The sequence below is a fragment of the Celeribacter sp. PS-C1 genome, from assembly GCF_019429625.1.
In the GTDB taxonomy this organism is placed as follows: domain Bacteria; phylum Pseudomonadota; class Alphaproteobacteria; order Rhodobacterales; family Rhodobacteraceae; genus Celeribacter.
In genome coordinates this window covers 69,056-92,925 of the sequence record NZ_JAHXRW010000007.1, presented here as the reverse complement: position 1 = coordinate 92,925, position 23,870 = coordinate 69,056, and the positions used below count along the sequence as shown (strand labels likewise).

Below are 23,870 nucleotides of genomic sequence, written 5' to 3'. Positions count from 1 at the left end.
TTTTTGCTGTCTTAGTTGCGTGCGGCAGCGCCCTGACCCTGACCGCCTAGAGAGGCTCCGTCAGAGGCCAGCACAGAAAATGCCTGCATCTGTGCCCGCACATTGTCGCCCGCCAGACCGGCGATGGTGCTCTCTGTCGAGGCGCCGCTATAGCCTGCGTCTTGCAGCCGGGTCACCAAAACCTCGCCCGACGTGTCAAAGATCGGGCCCAAGGTGGTCAGGTTCTCATCTGCGAATTTAGCGAATGCTGCGAATTGCGGCGGGCCACCGCGGGCCTGTGTCTGATCCGGCACCAGATAGGCGCCAACCGTCAGCACGACGCCCAACGCGATGATCCCGATGGCCAGCGGGCGTTTGAAATAGGTCTTGAACGCGCGCCAGTTCAACACGACGTGCAACACAATCACGACCATCATCGCCAGCCCGATGATCTCATGCATCCAGCGCCCGGCGGAGGTGATGAAATGAAAATACCAAAGCACGCCCGTGACGCCGACAATGGTGAATGTGGCAATGGTGAGCGGCGTGGCGAATTTGCGTAACGTGGACATGGTAAAAGCCTTTCTTGTCTCTGTGCTCTTTTACGTGCGCGCGCATCGCTTCCGTCGCTTGCCAGCGGCATTTTCCTCGCCCATTCTCGGACTGGGAGGAGACAAATGAGAGACAAAGCGATTTATACCGCGAAACGGCTGAAGCGGCGCATGGTTTGGAGCGCGGCTGGCCTCTGCTATGCGTGGCGTTCCGAGCATTCCTTCCGCACTTGGGTTTGGGCCAATCTCATCGCTGCCTGTTTGGCGTTTGTCCTTGATTTGAGTGCTTTGGAGCGCGCTCTTGTGATCGCGCTGGGCCTTTTGATCCTCGCTGCCGAGCTGTTCAACACCGCCATCGAGGATGCGGTCGATTACATCTCTGAGCGTGAACATCCTCTGGCCAAATCCGCCAAGGACGCGGGCTCGGCCGCTGTCACAGTGACGGCGATTGCGGCGGGTGTGGCATGGCTGGCGGTTCTGATCGGCTGAGCCTATAAGCGCGTCATGCAGATTTATGACGGCATCATATCCGACCGCGGCTCGAAATATGCGGTCTCCGGCGGCCCCTGCGCATCCGAGGAAGAGGCCAAGGCCTTTCTCAAAGAGCTGTGTCGCAAAAAGAAATTCGCTAAAGCGACCCACAACACTTGGGGTGTTTTGCTTCCCGATGGCATGCCTTTGAAGAACGACGATGGCGAAAGCGGCGCGGGGATGGTGATCCTGCGGATGCTTGAACGTGAGGGCGTCACCGGCCAGATCGTCGTGGTGACGCGGTGGTATGGTGGCAAGCACCTAGGCGGCGACCGCTTTCGTCATGTGCAGGACGCTGTGCGCTACTATTTGGACCGGCTCTGAGTGAGGGCCTTTGTTCGGGCCTGCCGCCGTGTATGCCACCCGTATATGAGCGGGGCCAGCACGCGGTCATAGGCAAACTCTGACAGAGGCCGCAGCACTGGCCAGCCCGTCACCTGCGCCAACCAGCGATAACGCGGCATCTCGGCCCAAAGCACCCGAAACGCGGGCACGCCTGACAAAAGCTGCCCGTCTTTTTCAACATACAACCTCTGCGCCGCCACATCCGGCGCCAAGCCCCATCGGTCTGCCTCCGTGTTAAGGTCGTCGAACCGGATCGGCAGCGCACAACGCGCCGCGTAGCCTTTGTAATGGTTGATTTCAAAGGAGCAGACCGGGCATTGGGCGTTGTAGAGAACTTTTGTTTTCGGCTCTGTCTGTGCGTTGCTCATAGGGAGAAGTTAGTGCTTCTCCACCGCTTCGACAGGCCCGCCGTGCATTTTCCATGCCGTAAACCCGCCGGCGACATGCGCCACATTGGTGAATCCCATTTCGATACAGGTTTTCGTCGCCAAAGCCGAGCGCCACGCCGAGGCGCAGTAAAAGACGAACTTTTTGTTCTCGCCAAACGTGGGCTTGTAATAGGGGCTTTCCGGGTCGATCCAGAATTCCAACATCCCGCGCGGACAATGAAACGCGCCGGGGATACGTCCCTCGCGCTCCAACTCCCGCCGGTCACGGAGGTCCACGAACTGCACGCCCTCATCCTTCATGAGCTTGATCGCGGCCTCGGTCGGGATCGTCTCGATCACCTCATGGGCCGCGGCGAGCAGGTCTTTGTAATTCTTGAGCATATGGGCCTCCCTTTGGGGCGAGACAGTGAGCAGGGGCGGCGCGAAGGTCAAGAGACTTGCCAGCCCCTTACCCCCCGTGCACAGTGATCGGAGGAGGAGATATGCAAGACCATCACCCGAAAGCGTATACCGCGCTGTCGGACGCCGAGATTACGGCCTTCTCTCATCTTTATCGGGGGGAAGTCTACCGCTCGACACTCTGGCGCACGCGGCTTGATACCACGACGAACTGGGCGGTGGTGACGCTTGGCATCGCCCTGTCGATTGCCTTTGCAACGCCCAATGCCTCGCCCCTGCCTCTGTTGCTCGTTGGCATTCTCATCATCTTTTTCCTGATGCTGGAGGCGCGGCGGTATAGGTATTTCAACGTCTGGCGTGCGCGGTGCCGGTGGATGGAGACGCATTTTTTCGTGCCCATGCTGGACCGCGAGGCCGTGACTTGCGAGACCGACTGGCAAAAGGTCTTGGCCAACGACTACCTCTATCCCGCCTACCATGTCCCCCTCCACGTCGCGATGGGCCGCCGCATCCGCCGGAACTACTTCTGGATATTGCTGATCCAGTCGGTCGCCTATGTCGGCAAACTTCTGGTCCACCCTGAACCGCTCACCAGCCTCGAACAATTCTACGCCCGCGCCGCCATCGGCCCGGTGCACGGTGGTTGGATCTTGGCGATGGGGGCGGTGTATTTGGGGACGTGGGGGCTTATTTCCGTGATGAGTTGGCGGGATGATAAACGGCGAGCGGCCAAGCGGGGGAACAATTCGAGTGGGATGGGGTGAGCCGTTTTAACAGTCCGGGGGACTGTTAAAACGTGCGAACGCGCGGAGTGAAACGGAGCGCCGGGCCTGTTCGAGCTTGTGAAACGCCTTGTCCAATGAGCACCCCGAGCGATGCAAGGCATCGCTCAGCGCCCGACCCTCCCCCACGGGAGGGCGCTTTCAGCCCCCACCCGAGGGTCAGGCGCTGGGTTGCTAGTCCTCTCGAAATGTTAAAGCTTCCGCCGTTCTTTTGCTCGGGTCACCAAATCGTTCTTGAAGCGTAACGTGAATGTGCTTTGCAAGTGGGTGTCCTACGCGCTCAAACATTGGACTGTGAACTCTATCTAGTTCAAAATAGTCTTCTGGCGGTACGCCTTCCCGCGCGAAGCGATAGAGGTGCCCCACTACAGCGTGGTAAAGCGCCCAGCACGCTGCGTAATCTACCCGATACTCATCAGTAGAACGCATGTCTCTATCAGCGATCATCCCCAGAAGTCTTGAGCGATAGACCTGATAACGTGAAATTGTCAGAGACAGCCATAGGCCTGTCTTTTCATCTGAGTTCTCAATATTGGCACGTAGAATCTCCAAAACTTCAGTGGGAATTTCTAACGCTTTTGACACTTTCTCCAAATTTGCCGGGTCGTTCAGAAAGACATTGTCTTTGAGGGAGTAGCGAATTCCTGATTTTGCAACCGAAGTCAGATGCGTAAGTGCCATAGGCAGCGCTGCGCGCGCGGCGCGCAGGCGTGCTTCGCGCTGCCGTTCCGAATTCCATACTGCTGTTGCAAAAGCCGCAGCAGATGCCAGCAACGACGCCAGAGCTGTTAGAATGTAGGTGCCATAGCGAGTGAGGTCTTCGCTAAGATCCGCTCCCAAGAACCAAAACAGCCCCATCGCGGCAATAAAGCCAATAAAAATTCCGAAGAAATTTGAACCAAGAGAGCATTTGAATTCCTACCGTCTCAAATCTCGTTCATTCGGGAAAACAGTCCCCCAGACTGTTTTCTATTTCCGAATGAACCCCCACAAATCATACTCCCCAGCCTCATCAACCTCCACCGTCACCAAATCCCCAACGGACAACCCCTCGGTCCCCTCATCAATAAAGAGGTTCCCGTCGATCTCTGGCGCATCCGCTTTGGTGCGGCAGGTGGCGATGCCGTCTTCGTCAATGTCGTCCACGATGACTTGCTGGATGGTGCCGACCTTGGCTTCGAGTTTGGCCTCGGAAATCGCCTGCGCCTTCTCCATGAACCGTTCCCAGCGCTCTTGTTTCAGCTCGGCGGGCACGTGATCGGGGAGCGCATTGGACCGCGCGCCATCGACGTTTTCGTATTGGAAACATCCCACACGGTCGAGTTGCGCTTCGTCCATCCAGTCGAGGAGATATTGGAATTCTTCCTCCGTCTCGCCCGGATAGCCGACGATGAACGTGGAGCGTAGCGTGATGTCCGGCGCCATCGCGCGCCAGGCGGCGATTTCGTCCAAAACCTTGGCCGAGGCCGCAGGCCGCGCCATGCGTTTGAGCGTGTCCGGGTGGGCGTGTTGGAACGGGATGTCGAGGTAAGGCAGCACCGCATTGCCCGCATCCGCCATGAGCGGAATCAGCTCGCGCACATGGGGGTAGGGGTAGACGTAGTGGAGCCGAACCCAGAGGTCGTCCGCCGCGCCCAGTTGGCCCAACTCGCGGGCCAGATCGGTGATGTGGCTGCGGACCTCACGGTCCTTCCACGGGAAGGCCTCGTAACGGCGATCCAGCCCATAGGCAGAGGTGTCCTGCGAGATGACGAGCAATTCCTTGACGCCCGCCTCCACCAGTTTCTCCGCCTCGCGCAGCACCGCGTGGACGGGGCGCGATTGCAATTTGCCACGCATGTCCGGGATGATGCAGAATTTGCAGGCGTGGTTGCAGCCCTCTGAGATTTTCAGATAGCTGAAATGCCGGGGCGTGAGGCTCACGCCGGTCGCTGGCAACAGGTCCACAAAGGGATCGGGGGAGGGCGGCACGGCGGCGTGGACGGCGTCCAGAACTTGTTCGTATTGATGCGGGCCGGTGACGGCCAGAACCTTTGGATGCACGCCGGTGATGTATTCAGGGTCAGCGCCCAAACAGCCGGTGACCAGAACCTTGCCGTTTTCCTGCAAGGCCTCGCCAATGGCCTCAAGGCTTTCGGCCTTGGCGCTGTCGAGAAAGCCACAGGTGTTGACGATCACCGCATCGGCGCCGGAATAGTCCGCGCTGATCTGATAGCCCTCGGCGCGCAGACGCGTCAGGATGCGTTCACTGTCGACAAGCGCTTTCGGACAGCCCAAGGAGACCATGCCGATGGTCGGCTGGCCATCGCGACGGGGGCCGTCGAACAGGGGCTTCGGGGCAAGGTCGGGGCGGAGGTTTGGCGGGTTCTGGCTCATGAGGCGCGATATACTCCGAAAGCGCGCGCACGCAAAGCCGCTTTCGTGTGGCTGCACAGTCTCTGTGCGGGGGGTAGAGATGTGATGAAAGCCAGACTGGGGCATAGTGCGTTGAAACACGCACAATTCAGGTCGCCTCATGCTCTCCAACACAGCCACCCGTTACGGCGCCGCCGCGCGCTTTTTCCATTGGTCTATCGCTCTTTTGATCCTCGCGGACATCGCGCTTGGCCTTATTGGTGAAAATACCCCGCGCACGGCGGACACCGCCGCGCGGCTTCAGACGCTCTATTCCGTGCACAAGACCATCGGCGTCGTTGTGCTCGGCCTTGCTGTGCTGCGCTTTGTCTGGGCGTTCACGCAACCGAAGCCCGTGCCTGTGCATCCCGAACGCAAGGCGGAGACGGTTCTGGCGGAGGCGATCCATTGGATGCTCTACGGCGCGATCCTGATCATGCCGCTGTCGGGCTGGGTGATGCATTCGGCTGAGACCGGTTTTGCCCCGATCCTCTGGCCATTTGGCCAAAACCTGCCCTTCGTGCCGAAATCCGAGGATGTGGCCCATATGGCGGGCGCGGTGCATGGGTTGTCGGCATGGGTGATTTATCTCACCGTGGCGCTGCATATTCTGGGTGCGCTGAAACATGCGGTGATCGAAAAGGACGGTGTGCTGTCGCGAATGCTGCGGGGCACGGAGGCCGGTGTCGCAGGCGGTGTCGGGGGCGAAAGCCACGCTTCAGCCCTGCCGGTCGGTCTGGCTGCTGTGCTGTGGCTTGCGGTTGTGGTCTTCCCTTTCGCGCTGCCCGTGAAGGACCATGCGGAAACGGCTGCGGTGACGCAAATGGAGCAGGTCGAGCTTGCCTCCGAACTTCCCACCTGGACGGTGGAGCAGGGCAATCTGACGATCACGGTCACCCAGATGGGCGCACCGGTCGAGGGCAGCTTTGCCAACTGGAACGTCGCCATCGCCTATGACGAAGACACGGGCACGGGCGAGGTGACCGTCACGATCGACACCACCTCTTTGTCGCTCGGAACCGTGACGCAACAGGCGCAGGGTCCGGAGTTTTTCAACACAGAGGCCTATTCGACCGCGATCTTCACCGGTGACATTTCCCGAATTGACGGCGCGTCGCATGAGGCCGTCGGAACGCTGACCCTTATCGGGAAAACCGTGCCGGTGACGCTGAGCTTCGATCTCACGCTCGAAGGTGCACGCGCAACGATGTCCGGCACCACCACCTTGGATCGCCGCGAATTCGAAATGGGCGCGGGCTATGAGGACGAAGGCACGGTGGGTTTCGGAGTCGAGGTCACCACCGAACTGACGGCGGCGCGGCAGGACGTCGAGAGCGACCCGTCGTAAAGGTGAGGTTCACCCAAACAAAAAAAGGCCGCCGGATTGCTCCGGCGGCCTTCTTATTTCTAACGTGAGATTTACTCGGCCGGGGTGGCTTCGATGGAGATCTCGATCTCGACCTCGTCGGAGACGTAGGGAGCGAATTGGCCCATGTCGAAGTCGGAGCGCAGCACGGTCAACTCGCCGTCAAAACCAACCCACGGCTTGTTCGCCATCGGGTGGTCGGCTTTTTGGGTCAGCTCGGCGTCGATCACGACGGATTTGGTGATGCCGTTGATGGTCAGATCGCCGGTGATTTTGCCTTCGTTTTCGTCGGTCACTTCGATGCCTGTGGACACGAAGGAAATTGTCGGGTTCTCTTCAGCGCCGAAGAAGTCGCCGGTCAGGAAGTGTGCGGTCCGCTCGGCCCAGCCGGTGTAGAGGCTGTCGGTCGGGAAGGACACGGAGACGGAGGATGCGGCCGGATCGGCTTCGTCGAACATGATCTCACCGTCGAAACCGGAGAACATGCCGGTGGTGGTGGAGTAACCGAGGTGCTCGTAGGAGAACACGATCTGGCTGTGCGAGGCGTCGAGGACGTATTTCACCGGCTCGGCATTGGCTGCAGCAGCGGCACCCAGAACAACGGCGGTGGAGAGAAGCAGTTTTTTCATGTTGTCAAAGCTTTCTTTGGCAGTGCGATTTGAAGATGCGACAAAGCTAACGACTGTCTTGTCTGTCTCATATTCCGCAGTCCCAAACAGAATTTGTGCATGGGTAAACATGTCTCTGCGAAAAATTGCCAAGACTGTGCGAATTCTGTTCGACTATGCGCAGGGTCGATAGAAAAAGGCCGCCCATCTTTCCAGAAAGGCGGCCTTTTTCAATTTGGCTCGTGACCGTATCAGCGGCGGCGATCGCGGCGCGAGGACATGGGCTGGAAGGCTACGCCCACATGGGCCTCGCAATAGGGCTTGCCAGCTTGCGACGGCAGACCGCAGAACCAGAAATCTTCGGTCGCGGGGTCGCCCACCGGCCATTTACAGGTCTTCTCGGTCAGTTCCATCACTGACAGCTTCTTGGCCTTTTTCTCGACCTCGTTGACCTTCGCCAGAGCTTCGGCGGGGATTTCATTGGTCGAGGGTTGCGGCGGCAGCGGTTGACCCGCCGGAATGATCGCGCGGCGTGCCGGGCTTACCGGTTTCGGAGCGGCCTCGGCAGCAACAGGGGCCTCCGCCGGTTTCGCGGCGGGTTTCGGCTTGGCCTCGGTCTTGGGTTTGGGAGCGGCGGCGGGTTTTGCCTTGGGCGCTGCGGCGGGTTTGGCGGTAGCACCCGATCCCGCGCGGTTCGACAGGCCCAGACGGTGCACCTTGCCGATCACCGCATTGCGCGTCACACCGCCAAGCTCTTTGGCGATCTGGGAGGCGGATTGACCCTCGCCCCACATTTTCTTCAACAGTTCGACGCGCTCATCGGTCCAGGACATCGTGTTTCCTTCGGTTGTCTGCTGATCCGGGCAGCGCCCGCACCATGATCACCCTTGCACAAGACATTTGCGGTCCAAATTGGCCTAAGTCTGGCAAGGCGTGCTTGAGAATTTCTTCTAACCCCTATTTTAAGCACCACGCTTGCGGTTACAAGCGGGCCAGCGGGAAAAACAAAGTTCTACCGCAGGGCACGTCGATGAGGGGCGCGCGCCTATATAGCAAGGCGCATGTGGGATGAACAAGGGGATGAAGATGGCTGAATATGAAATTCAGATGGGTGTGCGGCGCTTTGGTCGCGTGAATTGGCTTGGGCTTTACACGCTGATGCTGCGGGAGACCCGCCGCTTTCTGGCGGTTTGGACGCAAACGCTTCTGGCGCCTCTGGTGACGGCGGGGCTGTTTCTCACGATTTTCACGCTGGCCATAGGTCCCTCGCGCGGTGATGTGATGGGTGTGCCTTTCGTGCATTTCCTCGCACCGGGTATCCTGACCATGACGGTGATCCAGAACGCTTTTGCCAACACCTCGTCCTCGATCATGATCTCGAAGGTGCAGGGCAATATCGTCGACACGCTGATGCCGCCTCTGTCTCCCTCTGAGCTGGTCATCGGCTACCTGTCGGGCGGCGTTGCGCGCGGGATGTTGGTTGCCTTCGCGATCTGGGCGGTGATGGCCGTGTTTGTCGGCCTGCCTTTGCATCACCCGCTGTTTGCGATTGCCTTTATCCTCTTGGGGGCGCTGTTTATCGGCGGTTTGGGCGTCTTGGCGGGCATTGTGAGCCAGAAATTCGACCATATGGCTGCGATCACCAATTTTATCATCACGCCGCTGTCGTTTCTGTCGGGCACTTTCTATTCCGTCGAGACCCTGCCGCAGTGGTTCAAGGTGCTGACCCATTTGAACCCGGTGTTCTATCTGATCGACGGTGTACGCTATGGCATCATCGGCACCTCGGACAGCTCGCCTTGGCTGGGCCTCGCGGTGATGACGGCGGTGACGGCTGTGGTGGTTTTTGTCGATTGGACCTTCTTTAAACGTGGCACCAAGCTGAAATCCTGATTTTGTCGTTGCCGCCAAAATTCGGCCTGATTTTATGGTTAAACTCGGGGGTGTTCCATCGCTTCCGGGTTTTCTTATGCGTTTTGTTCTGTCCCTTATCCTCGCTCTTCTGCCCCTTGGTCTCATGGCCGCCGACAGCCTGCCGTTTGAATTGGATAGCGCGGATCGCCGGGCGGAGCTGATCGGCTGGGAGGGCGTTGGACGTCTGGATATTGCAGGACAAAGCACCTGTTCCGGCGCGTTGATCGCGGCTGATCTCGTGTTGACGGCGGCGCATTGTGTGGTTGGCGAGGACAATTCCCCCGTGCCACCCGCCCGCATTCTGTTTCGTGCAGGGCTTCGGAATGGAGACTATATCGCCGCTTCGAAAGGCTTGGCTGTGGCGGTCACGCCCGGCTATGACGCCCGCGTCGATGTGACCGCGCAAAATATCCGCAACGATCTGGCTCTGATCAAACTGGCCTCTCCGATCCCTACGGCGCTGGCACGACCCTTTGCGGTGCATCGGAGTTCGAAACCCCGCGGCGAGTTGATGGTCGCCTCCTACGGGCGCGGGCGCAACGCGGCCCTGTCGATCCAGCGCGAATGCCATGTGCTCGACTATTCCAACGACATTTACAGCTTTGATTGCGACATCACTTTTGGCTCCTCTGGCGCGCCGGTCTTTGCCTATGACGGGGTACGGCCCGCGATCGTGTCGGTCGTCTCGGCGCTCGGCACGCGCGATGGCCGCAAGGTGGGCTTTGGCATGTCGCTGCTCGACCGGGTGAGCGCGTTGAAACAACAGATTGCTCTGGGCGCGCCTGAAGTTGCCGCAAAACCGGCGGTGGCAAAACGCATCACGGTCGGCGGGTCGTCGTCGCGCTCGGTCGGCAATTCGAAATTCCTGTCGGCAGATTGAGTGGCGCGCGAAATACCCTTTGACAGCGCCCGCGCTTTGACCGTAAAGCCCATCCTATGAACATGATCCGCACATATGCCCGTATCATCCGACGTCGATGCCGTAACGCGTAAGATGTCCGTTCTCTCGTGCCAAGACGTGATGTCCACGGCACAAAACGCGCCAAACTGGCGCAAACCTTGCAAAATACCGCAAAATCCCCGTCCAAACCGTTGACAGGCCCGCTGGCTTTCGCCACCCATGAGGCCTCTCATTTTCAGAGGAATAAGACCGATGATCACCCCCGTTCTGCCGACCTACAACCGGGCTCCCTTGTCCTTCGTCAAAGGCGAAGGCTCCTGGCTTTTCGAGGCGGACGGGCGACGTTTCCTCGATCTGGGCGCGGGCATTGCGGTGAACACGCTGGGCCACGCCAACCCGGAACTGGCCGAGACGCTGAAAGCACAGGCTGACACGCTGTGGCACGTCTCGAACCTCTACAAAATCCCGGCGCAGGAAGCGCTGGCGAACAAGCTTGTCGAGACCACCTTTGCCGACACCTGTTTCTTCACCAACTCGGGCACCGAGGCCGCTGAGTTGGCGATCAAGATGGCGCGCAAATATTGGTTTGAAAAAGGCCAGCCGGAAAAGATCGAGATCATCACCTTTGACGGCTGTTTCCATGGCCGTTCAACCGGCGCGATTGCCGCCTCCGGCTCCGAGAAAATGGTAAAGGGCTTTGGCCCCCTGATGCCGGGCTTTGTGCACTTGCCGTTTGGCGACTGGGAGGCTGTGGCCGATCACGTCACCGACAAAACGGCGGCGATCCTGATCGAGCCGGTGCAGGGGGAAGGCGGCATTCGTGTCGTCCCCGACGAGGCGCTGAAACGGCTGCGCGAGATTGCGGAGACCAAAGGCTGTCTGCTGATTTTCGACGAGGTGCAATGTGGCGTCGCGCGCACGGGCAAGTTGTTCGCCCATGAATACGCTGGCGTGACGCCGGACATCATGATGGTCGCCAAAGGCATCGGCGGGGGCTTTCCTCTGGGGGCTGTTCTGGCCACCGAAGAGGCGGCATCGGGCATGACCGCAGGCACCCATGGGTCGACCTATGGGGGCAACCCGCTGGGCTGTGCCATCGGGCTGAAGGTCATGGAAATCGTGTCCGATCCCGCCTTCCTCGCCGAAGTGAACCGCAAAGCGGGGCTGATGCGTCAGAAACTCGAAGGCCTCGTGGCCGATCACCCGGATGTTTTTGAGGGCGTCCGTGGCGAGGGGCTTATGTTGGGCCTCAAATGCAAAATCGCGCCTGCCGATCTGGTGGGCAAAGGCTATGAGCAAGGTGTCCTGACCGTGCCCGCCGCCGACAACGTGGTGCGGCTTTTGCCCGCGCTCAATATCACTGACGAAGAGATTGCCGAGGCCGTGTCGCGGATTGATGCCGCCGCCAGCGCGCTCTGACAGACGAAGAGACCAAACCTATGAACCACTTCCTCGACATTCACAAAACAGACGCAAGAGACCTGCACCGGATCATCGAGACCGCGAAACTCACCAAGAACGCGCGCCATGACAAGCCGAAAGCGGCCTTGGACGAGGAGCAGCCGCTCAAAGACAAAATGGTCGCGCTGATTTTCGAGAAACCCTCGACCCGGACGCGCGTGTCTTTTGATGTGGGCGTGCGCCAGATGGGCGGGCAGACCATGGTGCTTTCGGGCGCGGATATGCAACTGGGCCACGGCGAAACCATCGCTGACACGGCCCGCGTGTTGTCGCGCTACGTCGACATGATCATGATCCGCACCTTCGAGGAGCAAACGCTTCTTGAGATGGCGGAATATGCCTCCGTGCCGGTGATCAACGGGCTGACGAACCGCACCCATCCCTGCCAGATCATGGCCGACATTCTAACCTATGAGGAGCATCGCGGCTCGATCAAAGGCAAGAAAGTCGTCTGGCTGGGCGATGGCAACAATGTCTGTGCGTCCTTCCTCCATGCCGCCGGTCAGTTCGGCTTTGACATGACTTTTGCCGGCCCTGAACCGCTTGATCCCGAGATGGGTTTCGTAGAGGCGGCGCGTGCCAAGGGCTCGAACATCGAGATCACCCGAAACGCCGAGGAGGCCGTTGCGGGCGCCGATCTTGTCGTTACTGACACTTGGGTTTCGATGCACGATCCGGCTTCGGCTCGCGAACGGCGCCACAATCAGCTGCGCCCTTACCGGGTGGATCGCAAGCTGATGTCTCATGCGAACCCCGATGCGCTGTTTATGCACTGTCTTCCGGCGCACCGCGGCGATGAGGTGACGAACAACGTTATGGACGGTCCGCAATCGGTGATTTTCGACGAGGCAGAAAACCGTCTCCACGCGCAAAAGGCGATCATGCGTTGGTGCGTTGAGTGAGTACTTCACCTGCAATGAAAACCGAAAAAGGGCGCCGGTGAGGGCGCCCTTTTTTTATTCGCATTGAGGTTCGCATCGGGGGAGGCGTCAGCCCGCCAGATGCGACAAGAGCCAGAACACAATCGCCGACAGGAGCGCAGCAGCGGGAACCGTGATCACCCAAGCGGCGACGATGGTCATAAAATGGCTGCGGCGGACGAGCTTGCGGCGGCGGCGTTCCTCGGCAGCGATGCGCAGGTCTTTTTTCTTGCGCATGGTCTCGTCGAGGCGCTTTTCGTGATACCATTCGCGGAAGAAACCAACACCGAACACACCGCCAACGGCGATATGGGTCGACGATACAGGTAGGCCGAGCCAGCTTGCGACGATGACGGTGATGGCGGCAGAGAGTGCCACGCAATAGGCGCGCATCGGGTTAAGTTTGGTGATTTGGCTGCCGACCATTTTGATCAGTTTCGGGCCGAACAGAATGAGGCCGAAAGAGATGCCGAAGGCGCCGATCACCATGACCCAATGGGGGATGGAAACGCTACCGGCGAATTCACCGGAGGCATTGGCATGCACGATGGCGGCCAGAGGGCCGACCGCGTTGGCGACGTCATTAGCACCATGGGCAAAGGACAAAAGTGCGGCCGAAATCACCAGCGGCAGGCCGAAAAGCGCCTTGAGCGATTTGTTGCGGTTTTCCAGACCTTCGGATTGGCGACGCACCAGAGGCGCAGAGGCCACATAGGACAGCGCCCCCACGCCGAGACCGATCAAAAGTGCCGTCAGGAGATCGACGCTGACGATTTTCTTGAGGCCCTTGACAGCGAGATAGGTCGCGAATGTGCCCATCATGATGCCGATCAGCACCGGCACCCAACGGCGCGCGGCTGCGATTTTGTCGGGCTGATACATGATCCGGGCTTTGATGAACCACAGGAAACCGGCCGCGATCACGCCGCCCAGAAGGGGAGAGATCACCCAGCTCGCAGCGATCAGCCCCATTGAACCCCAGTTCACCGTGGCAAACCCCGCAGCCGCAATCCCTGCGCCCATAACGCCGCCCACGACCGAGTGTGTGGTGGAGACCGGCGCGCCAATCCATGTGGCGAGGTTCACCCAAAGAGCCGAGGACAAAAGTGCGGCCATCATGGCCCAGATGAACACCTGCGTGTTGGCCACAGCGCTTGGGTCGATGATGCCTTTGGAGATGGTCGAGACCACATCGCCTCCCGCCAAAAGCGCGCCTGCACTTTCGCAAAGCGCGGCAATGACGATGGCGCCGCCCATGGTAAGCGCGTTGGCGCCCACGGCCGGACCCATGTTGTTCGCCACATCGTTCGCGCCGATGTTGATCGCCATATAGGCGCCCAAAGCGGCGGCGGCGATGACGACAGCGGAACCGGGTTGGCCACCAAAGACCAAGGCCGCAAAGAGCCCCGCGACGATGATAAAGGCCAATGCAACCCCGAGCCCAACCATGGGGCGCGCGATGTGGAATGTCGCCATCTCGACCTGACTGATACGATTCAGGTCCTTATCGAGGGTCTTCCACTGTTTTCCGTGCTCTTCGCTGTCAGACATCGTGGCTTCGGTCCGTTGTCAATCTGTTACAAACGGCGAAGCGCTAACGTGCCCGGCCTTGCATTGCAAGCCTTTCGCGTCTTTTCAGCGCAGAGTAAATTGTCTCAGAGGTCCAGAAGCAACTCGCGCAACTCGGGTTCATCAACCAGAGCGGCGGCCTGTTTGGGCGACATCCAGCTGCGTTTGCGTTCGCTTTTTTCCGGGAAGTCATCCTCGAGATGGTCGACCTCGATCGAATAGACCGTGGCCTCCACCGGCGCAGGCAAACCGTTGTCGAGCTTCTTGATATAGTGATAAAGGCCCAGCGGCTTGGTCTTGCCTTGTGCGGGTTTTACGCCAGCTTCTTCCCAGGCTTCCTGCGCCGCAGTTCCAGCCCCATCAAGCCCGCGGATCGGCCAGCCTTTCGGAATGATCCAACGCCCGCTGTCGCGCGAGGTGATCATCAGAACTTCTTTGCCTTTCTTGCCGTTACGCCAACACAGAGCCGCGGATTGCACGCGGTCGGGGCGACGCAGAAGGGGGTCGAAGACGCCTGTCCAAGCGGATTTGAGGAGTGTAACCATGAACCGGATATGTGCCTGTTTTTGTCTATATTGCGTATATACATAGGGTGCTGGCCCTTAAATTGCAAGCCATTCGCAGAAAACTTCCGATCCGCATGTGTCGAAAGGCGCCTTTTTAGGCATACTTGTCACGGGCCCGTTTCGCGATAGGTTTAGGCGCGACGCGCTGGTGCCACTCACCGGATGTGTCAGATAGTTTCCCAAAGCCCGCGATCAAGGAGCGCCGCCTCACATGTCACAGCTCAACACAAAAGCCCGCATCGGTCTCATAGGATTGGGCGTCATGGGGGCAAACCTGTCGCTCAACATTGCGGAAAAGGGCTTTCCTATCGCCGTGTTCAACCGCACCGGATCGGTCACCGACGAGTTCATTGCCGAAAGCGGCGATCTGCGGGACGCGTTGGTGCCGACCAAAACATATGAAGAGCTTGTTGCGGCGCTCGACAGCCCCCGCGCGGTGATCATCATGGTAAAAGCGGGCGGTCCGGTCGATGCGGTGATCGACGCCCTCGTGCCTCTGTTGGAAGAGGGGGACATGATCATCGATGCGGGCAATGCCGATTTCCACGACACGCGTCGGCGCGAGGCTGCGCTGCGCGAGCAGGGGCTGAATTTCATCGGTATGGGTGTGTCGGGTGGTGAGGAGGGTGCGCGTCATGGGCCGTCGATCATGGTCGGCGGCAATCCAGCGTCCTATGAGACGATCCGCGACATTATCGAGGCGATTTCCGCCAAACATGAGGGTGATCCCTGTGCCGCGCATTTCGGGCCGGACGGCGCGGGGCATTTCGTCAAAACCGTGCACAACGGCATCGAATATGCCGACATGCAAATGATCGCAGAGATCTATGGTTTGTTGCGAGACGGCGCACATCAGGCGCCAGATGAAATTGGCGCATTGTTTGAACGCTGGAACAAAGGTCCGCTCAACTCCTATCTCGTGGAAATCTCCGGCAAGGTGCTTCAGGCCTATGATCCGGCGACCGGCAAGCCGATGGTTGAGGTGATTGTCGATAAGGCCGGGCAAAAGGGCACCGGGCGCTGGACTGCGATTGAGGCGCTTACCCTTGGGCAATCGCCCTCCACAATCGAGGCTGCGGTCGCCGCGCGGTCCTGGTCCTCGGAAAAGGAAACGCGTCTGGTGGGGGCAGAGATTTTTGGCACTGAGCCCGAATTTCGCCCGACGTTGCCGAAAGAGAGTGACTTTGAAGAAGCGCTTTTGGTCGCGAAACTTGTTGCCTATGATCAGGGCTTCAAACTTTTGAAAGCGGCTTCCGATCACTATGACTGGGGCCTTGATCTGGCGCGCGCTGCCGAAGTCTGGCGCGAGGGGTGCATCATCCGCTCGGCGCTCTTGGATGATATGGCGGCGGCAATCCGCAGCGGTCTGCCGCAGGATCAACTCATCTTTAGCCCGGATTTCATCGCGCATGTGAAAGGCGGACTCTCTGCCCTGCGCCGCGTGGTGTCTTACGCCACCTCTGCAGGGCTTCCAGTCCCGGCGCTTTCGAATGCGCTCGCCTATTTCGACACGATGCGCCAAGGCCGTGGCACCACCGATCTCATTCAGGCGCAACGCGATTTCTTCGGCGCGCATGGGTTTGAACGCACGGATGGCGGTGAGGGGAAGCACGGGCCATGGCATGCGTGAGGCGACAGGTTTATCTTGCCTCCGCCCCTGAAATTGTGATTTTCCAGAGCTGACGCGCCCAGAGGTGCGCCTGTGCTGCAAGATGGGTGGGAATGAGCTTCGTCATCTTCATCAATGGTTTGGTCATGGTCTTCTTCGCCGCCCTCATGGGCGTGGTGGCCTTGGCCTTTCCCGACACGGCATCCGTTTTCGAAGAATCCGCTTTCTTTTTCGGGTTTCTCGGCGGCGCTCTTGCGCTGGCGTCCTCGCCGCGCACCGATGACCTGCGCCCTCTTCATACCTTTCTCCTGACCTCTTCCGTCTGGATGGTGGCCGCGCTCTGCGGTGCGGGCCCTTTGCACCTCTACAACCTCTCGCTCACAGATGCGTTTTTCGAGGCCATGTCGGGGATCACAACCACCGGATCCACTGTAATGTCCGGCCTCGATGACACACCGCGCGGTATTATCTTTTGGCGCGCGACGTTGCAGGCCGTCGGCGGGGTCGGGTTCATTGTCACAGGCATTGCGCTTCTGCCGATCCTGAAAGTGGGCGGGATGCAGCTTTTCCGTTCGGAAAGTTCGGAGACCGGCGAGAGGGAACTGCGCAATGCGACGATGTTCGCCTCCGCCACCTTGCAGATCTATTTCGCGCTCATCATTCTGTGCGGGCTGCTCTATCTCTTAGGTGGTATGTCGCCCTTCGATGCGCTGACCCATGCTTTGACCACGCTCTCGACCGGCGGCTATTCGGGCTATGACGCCTCTTTCGGCCACTTCCAAAGCGGCTTTCTGCAATGGACGTGCACGCTCTTTATGCTCGCGGGGGCTTTGCCTTTCTCTTGGTATATCAGAGGGGTGCGTCACGGAAATTGGCGCTCTGAACAGGTCGTGGCGATGCTGAAATCTCTCGGTTTGTCGATTTCCGTCCTCGCCGTCTGGCTGATGTATGTGCAGGATGAAACGTTGCCTGACGCGCTTCGCCTCGTGGCGTTCAATGTCGTCTCCGTGGTCACGACCACGGGCTACGCTACGACGGATTACACGCTTTGGGGACCGTTTGCGGTCGCCGCCTTCTTTGTCCTGACGGCGGTCGGAGGCGCGACCGGATCGACGGCGGGAGGCGCCAAAGCCATGCGCTGGCTCGTGGCCTTCCGCGCGCTTTTGGCGCAAATCCGCATGAGTTTCGCGCCGCATCGGATCACATTCGTGAAATACGAAGGCCGCCCCGTCGCCCCCGATGCGCTCTCTGGTGTGATCGCGTTCTTCGTGCTTTATGCCGCCACATTTGGCGTTCTGGCTTCGCTCTTGAGTTTCTTCGGCGCCGATATGTCGACCGCGCTTTCCGGCGCCTTGACTGCCTTGGCCAATGTGGGGCCGGGCGTCGGTGGTGTCATCGGTCCTGCGGGCAATTTTGCAAGTTTGGACACGGCATCGAAATTGGTTCTGAGCTTTGGCATGTATCTCGGGCGGCTCGAAATGGCGACGGTTTACGCGCTGATGGCGCCGTTGTTTTGGCGAGAGTTGGTGGCCAACCGCTGAGGGATTTCCTATCCCTTTCTCACGCGTTAACCTTAATCAGATTAACCTTAACGCCCTGTCATAAACCGCGGCTCAAAGGTTAAAATCCTGTCATATTTCTCGCGGGCGGACTGTCACAGTCTTTAAAGCTTGGTAAATGACAATGCTCATTTACGTGCCCCGCCGCTTCGCGCGCAGCGTCGGATCGGCCTCCGTCGGATCTTCGGGCCAGGGGTGTTTCGGATAGCGTCCACGCATATCCTTGCGCACATCGGCATAGGAGGTCGTCCAGAAATTCGGCAAATCCATCGTCACCTGAACCGGACGATGCGCCGGAGAGGTCAGCACCACTTTCAAAGGCACATGGTTCGGCCCCACGGTCGGATGCCGCGTGGTGCCAAAGAATTCCTGAAGCCTGCCGGTGACTTCCGGGTGATCGCCAGAATAATCAATCGGCAGCTTGCGACCCACGGGGCTTTCGAAATGCCCCGGAACCTCTCGATCAAGCTGTTGCATCTGGTCCCAATCCAACATGGCCCGCAGCGCGTCGGTGATGTCCAGCGCCCGCAGCGCCGCCTCGGTTTTCGCGCCTTTGAGATAGGGCAAAAGCCAGTCTTCAAGCGTGGCGAGCAGCGTCTCCTCCGACATATCGGGATAGCTGTCGCCCATCAGACGTACGCGCGCGGCAAAGCGTTTCGCAGCCTCACTCCACGGCAGTCCGATTTGACGCAAGCCGACCAGAGCACCCCGTGCAATTGCCTCTTTCGGCGCATCTTTCCATTGCCGGTCATCCAGCACCAAAGCGCCAAACATCTCGCGTCGTCGCGCCACCACGCGCTTCTCGCGTTTGTCCCAATCACAAACATCGTGCCATTTGATTTGATCGCCATAAAGGCCGCGCAGCTCGCTTTCGCTGATTTGAACGGCCTGCCGGATGCGCGCATCCCGTGCGGCGCCGTCCGTATCGGTCACGACGATCAGTCGGGCGGAGGCCAGATCATCGCTCTCCGGCATGACGGCGCCTTTGCCGCCCGACAACAGATAGCGCGGTTGATCGCCCGCACGGCGCAGACCGACGCGGTCCGGATAGGCCAGTGCGGCCATTTCTCCAAGGCTCATCGGCTCCGTTTGCGTGAGGCCCTGTCGCAGACGTTTGGCTTCTTGTTTGACGCGTTCGATCACGCCACGGTCGGCATTCCCGGGGCTTTGCAAGGCGCGCATCCGTAAGGACAGGTCCACGCCCGCTCCGCGCAAAGGATCGCGTTCATTCAACATTGCAGCCAAATCTGCTGCCTGTTGCCCCGCAATTTGTAGCATATGTGCAAGTCTGGGATGCAGCGGCTTGGCGGAGAGCGCCTTGCCGTGCTCTGTGATCCGCCCCTCAGGATCGAGCGCGCCAAGGCTTTGTAGCAGTGCTCTGGCCTCTCCCAATGGTCCCGGAGGGGGCGGTGTGAGAAAGGCCAAGTCTCCTTCGGAGGCGCCCCAAAGTGCGAGTTCTAAAGCCAGCCCGGTGAGGTCTGCGGTTTCAATCTCGGCAGGGGCAAAGCCTGACAGCGCGCCTTCTTCGCCCTTGGTCCAAAGCCTGTAACACACTCCTTCCGACACCCGTCCGGCTCGGCCGCGACGTTGTTCCGCCTCGGCCTTTGAGACCCGTTCCGTGACCAGTCGCGACATGCCTGAGGCGGGGTCGAACCGTGCACGCCGCGCGCGACCTGCGTCCACGACGATACGCACGTCTTCGATGGTGAGCGAGGTCTCCGCAATCGAGGTCGCCAACACGATCTTGCGCCCATCTTTTGTGGGGGCGATTGCCGCGCGTTGGTCGGCGAATTTCATGGCGCCGAACAGTGGGCGCAGGGTGCAATCCTGCGGCACGCGGCCCTCCAAAAGGCTCTGGACCCGGCGGATTTCGCCCTCTCCAGGCAGGAACAGAAGCGCCGAGCCCTCGGCCTCCGAGACGGCCTTAAGCGTCAGGTCAGCTACTGCTTGTTCTAGGCGCTGCGTCTTCGGAAACGGGGCGTCGAGCCAGCGGGTCTCTACCGGATAAGCGCGGCCCTCGGAGCGGATCACTGGGGCGTCGTCCAAAAGGGCGGCCACGGGCTCTGCATCCAATGTCGCGGACATGACGACGAGCGTCAAATCATCCCGCAGCGCTTGCCGCACCTCCCAGGTGAGCGCGAGGCCGAGATCGGCGTTTAGGCTGCGTTCGTGGAATTCGTCAAAGATTACCGCGCCAACCCCGGTCAATTCGGGGTCCGATTGTAGCATTCGTGTAAGTATACCCTCGGTCACCACTTCGATCCGCGTGGCTTTCGAGACTTTCGCTTCGCCCCGGATACGATAGCCGACGGTCTCGCCAGCTTGTTCGCCCAAGGTTTCCGCCATACGCTCCGCCGCCGTGCGCGCGGCCAAGCGACGGGGTTCGAGCATGATGATCTTGCCCTCGATCACTGGCAAAAGAGCAAGAGGCACGCGGGTGGTTTTGCCGGCCCCCGGCGGCGCCATAAGCACCGCACGACCGTGGGCCGTGAGAGCATCGGTTAGGTCGTCGAGAACGTCATCAATAGGCAGGCGAGGTGTGAACATGCTCCTCTATATGGTCGAAAGCTGAGAGGCCGAAAAGAGGGCAGGGGTGGACAAAGCGGCAAGGCTGCGGGAAAAACTGCATCAACGCTCCGCAACCCGGAAGGTCATAATGGACATCAAAGAGCTTGCCGAACAGGTCATCGCAGGGAACCGCCGGGCGCTGGCGCGGGCGATCACATTGGTTGAAAGTGCGCGGGCGGATCATCGGGCGCAGGCGATTGAGCTGATGGAGGTGATCGGCAAAAGCGGGCGGCAGGCGCTGCGGCTTGGGTTGTCGGGCACGCCGGGGGTGGGAAAATCCACCTTTATCGAGAGCTTTGGGATGATGCTGATCAAAGAGGGGCTAAAGGTCGCTGTGCTGGCCGTGGACCCGTCGTCGTCGCGCTCGGGTGGCTCTATTCTGGGTGATAAGACGCGGATGGAGATGCTGTCGCGCGAACGAGATGCCTTTATCCGCCCGTCTCCATCGCAATCCGAATTGGGCGGTGTTGCGCGGCGCACGCGGGAGGCTGTCGCACTTTGTGAAGCGGCTGGATATGATCTGATCCTGATCGAGACAGTGGGCGTGGGGCAATCCGAGACTGTGGTATCTGAGATGTCCGATTTGTTTTTGTTGTTGCTGGCGCCCGCAGGGGGCGATGAACTGCAAGGCGTCAAACGCGGCATCATGGAGATGGCCGACCTGATTTTGGTGAACAAGGCAGATGGTGATCTGAAGCCCGCAGCGCAGCGGACCTGTGCCGATTACGCCGGTGCGCTGCGCCTCATCCGAAAGCGCCCGCAAGACCCGCAGGATTTCCCCAAGGCGATGACCGTGTCGGCCATTGAGGAAAAGGGGTTGCGAGAGGCCTGGGGCGAGATGACCACGCTAGCGGACTGGCGACGTGAGAACGGGTTCTTTGACAAACGGCGCTCGGAGCAGGCGGAATATTGGTTCGGGCAAGATATCCGCCACGGGCTTTTGTCTCAGCTTGAGCGCGAGCCGCTCAAATCGATGATCTTAGGTCTGGCGCAGAAGGTGGCCCAAGGCGAGATCACGCCGGGCCACGCGGCGGCCGATGTGCTTGAGGCGCTTCAGCGCGGATGAGAGATTGCATGAGAAAGGCTTGACGATTCTCCTGTGATCGCCTATGCACCGCGAACTGAATTTCGGGCACGGCTTTCGGGCGGTGTCCTTTTCTGTTGGAAATCGGTGTTTTCCCGTGTTTCTCATCGCTTTTCGGACTTGCGTCCGGAGCGAGGGCGCGTAAAAGAGGGCCGATCAAGACGGAATTGAGTCTTTTAAACTGCGAGAGTGCGTCATTCAGGGCGTGCTTTCGAAAGTAGAAACGAGGATGAACCCATGTCGCGTCGTTGCGAACTGACCGGTAAAGGCCCGATGACTGGCAACAATGTCAGCCACGCCAAAAACAGAACCCGCCGCCGTTTCCTTCCGAACCTCAACGATGTGACGCTGATTTCGGAAGCCCTCGGCCGCTCTTTCAAACTGCGGATTTCCGCTGCTGCTCTGCGTTCCGTTGACCACCGTGGTGGTCTGGACGCCTTCCTTGCGAAAGCAAAGGACGAAGAGCTGTCGGATAACGCTCTGAAAATCAAGAAAGAGATCGCGAAAGCTCAGGCTGCCGCGTAATCCTTTCGGATTTTACGGATTGAACCCCGTGAAGGCATCGCCTTCGCGGGGTTTTTCTGTCTGAAACGGTGTGTCATTTGGTCTCTTTTCTTTCGGGCGCTGAACGCTAAAGTGCGGCCATGCGTCTATCCCGCACGATAAAGGCCGTTTTGGTCGCGCTTTTGCTTATCGTCACGTCCCAATCCATGGCCGTGGCGCGCGGCACCATGCGCGATGCCACCGGTGCCACGGTGCTCTGTACTGGAACAGGCCCGATCACGGTTTTGATCGATGCGGACGGGCAGCCGATTGGACCGACGCACATCTGTCCCGATTGTGCTTTGTCGGTGATCGCGGGGCTGGCGGAGGCATTCGACCTGCCAACGCCTGCGCAAAACGAGCTGCGCTTTTCTCCGCCGCGCCTGTCCCTTGAGGCGCATGATGCGGTTCCGCCGCGGCCGCGGGCCCGTGCGCCACCGGTGGTCTGAGTTCTTCCCTTCAAGACACTCAAAGACCACAAGGATCTGACACTATGTTCAAAACCACGTTTCTGGCTGGGCTCGCCTGTGCCTTCGCTCTGCCTGCCATTGCCGATATCACCATCACTGACGCCTATGCCCGGTCTTCCGGAATGATGGCAAAAACGGGCGCCGCCTTTTTTGTCATCGAGAATTCGGGCGATGAAGACGATCAGCTGATCGACGCCAAGGCCGATATTTCCAAAATCACCGAATTGCACACTCATAAGGACATGGGCGACGGCATCATGAAAATGATGCATGTGCCCGAGGGCTTTTCCATCCCAGCCCATGGCACACACGCCTTGGCACGTGGTGGCGATCACGTGATGTTCATGGGGCTCCTGAAGCCGATGGCCCAAGGCGACACCGTCAACGTGATCCTGACCTTTGAGAAGGCTGGTGACATCACGGTCGAAATTCCCGTCGATATGGAACGTCAGGACGCGCCGACGATGGCGATGCCGATGGATGGCGCAGGAGACCATAGCGGAATGAATATGGGCAACTGACGCTTTGTCATAAGCATGCGAAAGGCACGCCCCGGCGTGCCTTTTTTCTTGCGCGGATTTCAAAATGGCTTAGAGAACGCATTTGAGCGAGGCAGGAAATTATCGGCCTGAGTCGCGCCCTTTCTTGACATGTGAAGAGACCGATCATGCTGAACGTCTATGCGTTCCCGGAGGCGTTTTCGCCTGCCGAATGTGATGCGATTGTGATGTTGGCCCGTGAGGAAGATCTTGCGGATGCGGGGTTGGTGAAAAACCGCTCCGATCATAACCTGCGGCGTGCCGATTTGGCCTGGCTTGACGAGCGCGACGGCGGCGAATGGATTATGGAGCGGATCATGACGCTGGTGGCCGAGGCCAACCGCACGCATTTCGATTTTGCCCTGACCGAGTTCGGCGAAAGCCCGCAGGTTGCCCGCTATGGCTCTGAGCGTCAGGGGCATTTCACATGGCACTCTGACATTGGCGAAGGTGCACTGGCTTCGCGTCGCAAACTGACCATGGTGGTGCAGCTTTCCGAGGCGTCTGACTACCAGGGTGGCGCGCTCGAATTGCAGCCCGATGCCAATATCCGCGAAGCCGACCGCGCTAAGGGCTCTGCGGTTTTGTTCCCGTCCTTCGTGTTGCACCGGGTGACGCCCGTGACCTCGGGTGAGCGGTTTTCCCTGTCGACTTGGGTCCATGGGCCGGCGTTTCGGTGAGTATTTCGGCCAAGAAGAAGCAGGGTAGGGTGCGCGCCGGTTGCCGATACTCCATTCTGTGACGGACCTTCGGAAGGGTTCTGGCCACACGAACCGGCGCGTCTTCTCCTTGGGCGGTCATCGGCGCTCCCGCCTGTACCGCG

25 protein-coding genes are annotated in these 23,870 nt (G+C 59.5%); 15 read left to right on the top strand and 10 right to left on the bottom strand.

Translation table 11 applies throughout. The features are described 5' to 3' along the window. Window positions 1-11: 11 nt before the first annotated feature. Window positions 12-551 (bottom strand): DUF4405 domain-containing protein, encoded by a 540-nt coding sequence (locus J5Y17_RS11850; protein ID WP_219785462.1) that lies wholly within the window; start codon window positions 549-551, stop codon window positions 12-14. Window positions 552-656: 105 nt separating this feature from the next. On the opposite strand from J5Y17_RS11850, the gene J5Y17_RS11845 reads away from it, so the two are divergent. Further along, window positions 657-1,019 (top strand): diacylglycerol kinase, encoded by a 363-nt coding sequence (locus J5Y17_RS11845; RefSeq protein ID WP_219785461.1) that lies wholly within the window; start codon window positions 657-659, stop codon window positions 1,017-1,019. Between the two features lie 15 nt (window positions 1,020-1,034). Further along, entirely contained in the window at window positions 1,035-1,385 is a 351-nt protein-coding gene (locus J5Y17_RS11840; protein ID WP_219785460.1) for a YigZ family protein, read from the top strand. Here the strand turns inward: J5Y17_RS11840 and J5Y17_RS11835 are convergent. Beyond that, the gene (locus J5Y17_RS11835) at window positions 1,367-1,774 is read right to left on the bottom strand and encodes a thiol-disulfide oxidoreductase DCC family protein (protein ID WP_219785459.1); all 408 of its coding nucleotides are present in this window, start codon (window positions 1,772-1,774) and stop codon (window positions 1,367-1,369) included. The genes J5Y17_RS11840 and J5Y17_RS11835 overlap by 19 nt on opposite strands. Before the next feature lie 9 nt (window positions 1,775-1,783). Then, complete coding sequence (locus J5Y17_RS11830; protein ID WP_219785458.1) at window positions 1,784-2,176, bottom strand: rhodanese-like domain-containing protein; 393 nt, start codon at window positions 2,174-2,176, stop codon at window positions 1,784-1,786. 101 nt (window positions 2,177-2,277) lie between these two features. On the opposite strand from J5Y17_RS11830, the gene J5Y17_RS11825 reads away from it, so the two are divergent. Then, window positions 2,278-2,958: a DUF2270 domain-containing protein gene (locus J5Y17_RS11825; RefSeq protein WP_219785457.1), complete on the top strand. Its 681-nt coding sequence runs from the start codon at window positions 2,278-2,280 to the stop codon at window positions 2,956-2,958. Between the two features lie 192 nt (window positions 2,959-3,150). Here the strand turns inward: J5Y17_RS11825 and J5Y17_RS11820 are convergent, their stop codons facing one another. Beyond that, window positions 3,151-3,816 carry a hypothetical protein gene (locus J5Y17_RS11820; protein ID WP_219785456.1) on the bottom strand — a complete coding sequence of 222 codons (666 nt, stop codon included), beginning with the start codon at window positions 3,814-3,816 and terminating at the stop codon, window positions 3,151-3,153. 129 nt (window positions 3,817-3,945) lie between these two features. Then, the gene (rimO, locus tag J5Y17_RS11815; protein WP_219785455.1) at window positions 3,946-5,352 is read right to left on the bottom strand and encodes a 30S ribosomal protein S12 methylthiotransferase RimO; all 1,407 of its coding nucleotides are present in this window, start codon (window positions 5,350-5,352) and stop codon (window positions 3,946-3,948) included. A 139-nt stretch (window positions 5,353-5,491) separates the two neighbouring features. Between rimO and J5Y17_RS11810 the strand changes: the two genes are divergently transcribed. Beyond that, on the top strand, window positions 5,492-6,718 hold the full coding sequence (locus tag J5Y17_RS11810) for a cytochrome b/b6 domain-containing protein (RefSeq protein ID WP_219785454.1): 1,227 nt from the start codon (window positions 5,492-5,494) through the stop codon (window positions 6,716-6,718). Window positions 6,719-6,789: 71 nt separating this feature from the next. Here the strand turns inward: J5Y17_RS11810 and J5Y17_RS11805 are convergent, their stop codons facing one another. Beyond that, a complete protein-coding gene (locus J5Y17_RS11805) occupies window positions 6,790-7,365 on the bottom strand; it encodes a YceI family protein (protein WP_219785453.1) in 576 nt (191 codons plus the stop codon). 230 nt (window positions 7,366-7,595) lie between these two features. Further along, window positions 7,596-8,177 (bottom strand): GcrA family cell cycle regulator, encoded by a 582-nt coding sequence (locus J5Y17_RS11800; RefSeq protein ID WP_219785452.1) that lies wholly within the window; start codon window positions 8,175-8,177, stop codon window positions 7,596-7,598. A 253-nt stretch (window positions 8,178-8,430) separates the two neighbouring features. Here J5Y17_RS11800 and J5Y17_RS11795 point away from each other — a divergent pair, with 253 nt between their 5' ends. The 4 genes from J5Y17_RS11795 (at window position 8,431) to argF (ending at window position 12,522) form a co-directional block, all read left to right on the top strand. Next, entirely contained in the window at window positions 8,431-9,237 is an 807-nt protein-coding gene (locus J5Y17_RS11795; RefSeq protein WP_255572057.1) for an ABC transporter permease, read from the top strand. A gap of 76 nt (window positions 9,238-9,313) precedes the next feature. Beyond that, on the top strand, window positions 9,314-10,138 hold the full coding sequence (locus J5Y17_RS11790; RefSeq protein WP_219785451.1) for a serine protease: 825 nt from the start codon (window positions 9,314-9,316) through the stop codon (window positions 10,136-10,138). A 273-nt stretch (window positions 10,139-10,411) separates the two neighbouring features. Continuing rightward, entirely contained in the window at window positions 10,412-11,578 is a 1,167-nt protein-coding gene (locus J5Y17_RS11785; RefSeq protein ID WP_219785450.1) for an aspartate aminotransferase family protein, read from the top strand. Between the two features lie 20 nt (window positions 11,579-11,598). Further along, the gene (gene argF / locus J5Y17_RS11780; protein WP_219785449.1) at window positions 11,599-12,522 is read left to right on the top strand and encodes an ornithine carbamoyltransferase; all 924 of its coding nucleotides are present in this window, start codon (window positions 11,599-11,601) and stop codon (window positions 12,520-12,522) included. Window positions 12,523-12,609: 87 nt separating this feature from the next. On the opposite strand, the gene J5Y17_RS11775 is transcribed toward argF, so the two are convergent. Continuing rightward, complete coding sequence (locus tag J5Y17_RS11775; RefSeq protein WP_219785448.1) at window positions 12,610-14,091, bottom strand: inorganic phosphate transporter; 1,482 nt, start codon at window positions 14,089-14,091, stop codon at window positions 12,610-12,612. 104 nt (window positions 14,092-14,195) lie between these two features. Beyond that, on the bottom strand, window positions 14,196-14,654 hold the full coding sequence (locus J5Y17_RS11770; protein WP_219785447.1) for an NUDIX hydrolase: 459 nt from the start codon (window positions 14,652-14,654) through the stop codon (window positions 14,196-14,198). Between the two features lie 232 nt (window positions 14,655-14,886). On the opposite strand from J5Y17_RS11770, the gene gndA reads away from it, so the two are divergent. Both gndA and J5Y17_RS11760 read left to right on the top strand, forming a co-directional pair. Then, window positions 14,887-16,305, top strand: a complete 1,419-nt coding sequence (gene gndA / locus J5Y17_RS11765; protein WP_219785446.1) for an NADP-dependent phosphogluconate dehydrogenase — start codon at window positions 14,887-14,889, stop codon at window positions 16,303-16,305. Between the two features lie 92 nt (window positions 16,306-16,397). After that, complete coding sequence (locus J5Y17_RS11760; RefSeq protein ID WP_219785445.1) at window positions 16,398-17,825, top strand: TrkH family potassium uptake protein; 1,428 nt, start codon at window positions 16,398-16,400, stop codon at window positions 17,823-17,825. A gap of 150 nt (window positions 17,826-17,975) precedes the next feature. Here J5Y17_RS11760 and hrpB read toward each other — a convergent pair whose 3' ends face one another. Then, window positions 17,976-20,390 (bottom strand): ATP-dependent helicase HrpB, encoded by a 2,415-nt coding sequence (gene hrpB, locus J5Y17_RS11755; RefSeq protein WP_219785444.1) that lies wholly within the window; start codon window positions 20,388-20,390, stop codon window positions 17,976-17,978. A 109-nt stretch (window positions 20,391-20,499) separates the two neighbouring features. Here hrpB and meaB point away from each other — a divergent pair, with 109 nt between their 5' ends. The 5 genes from meaB (at window position 20,500) to J5Y17_RS11730 (ending at window position 23,727) form a co-directional block, all read left to right on the top strand. Beyond that, window positions 20,500-21,477 carry a methylmalonyl Co-A mutase-associated GTPase MeaB gene (meaB, locus tag J5Y17_RS11750; protein ID WP_219785443.1) on the top strand — a complete coding sequence of 326 codons (978 nt, stop codon included), beginning with the start codon at window positions 20,500-20,502 and terminating at the stop codon, window positions 21,475-21,477. 255 nt (window positions 21,478-21,732) lie between these two features. Continuing rightward, window positions 21,733-22,020 carry a 50S ribosomal protein L28 gene (gene rpmB, locus J5Y17_RS11745; protein ID WP_219785442.1) on the top strand — a complete coding sequence of 96 codons (288 nt, stop codon included), beginning with the start codon at window positions 21,733-21,735 and terminating at the stop codon, window positions 22,018-22,020. A 119-nt stretch (window positions 22,021-22,139) separates the two neighbouring features. Then, a complete protein-coding gene (locus tag J5Y17_RS11740) occupies window positions 22,140-22,487 on the top strand; it encodes a hypothetical protein (RefSeq protein WP_219785441.1) in 348 nt (115 codons plus the stop codon). 44 nt (window positions 22,488-22,531) lie between these two features. Then, complete coding sequence (locus J5Y17_RS11735; RefSeq protein ID WP_219785440.1) at window positions 22,532-23,029, top strand: copper chaperone PCu(A)C; 498 nt, start codon at window positions 22,532-22,534, stop codon at window positions 23,027-23,029. Between the two features lie 146 nt (window positions 23,030-23,175). Next, window positions 23,176-23,727, top strand: coding sequence for a 2OG-Fe(II) oxygenase (locus tag J5Y17_RS11730; RefSeq protein WP_219785439.1), 552 nt, complete (start codon window positions 23,176-23,178; stop codon window positions 23,725-23,727). Window positions 23,728-23,870: the final 143 nt, after the last annotated feature.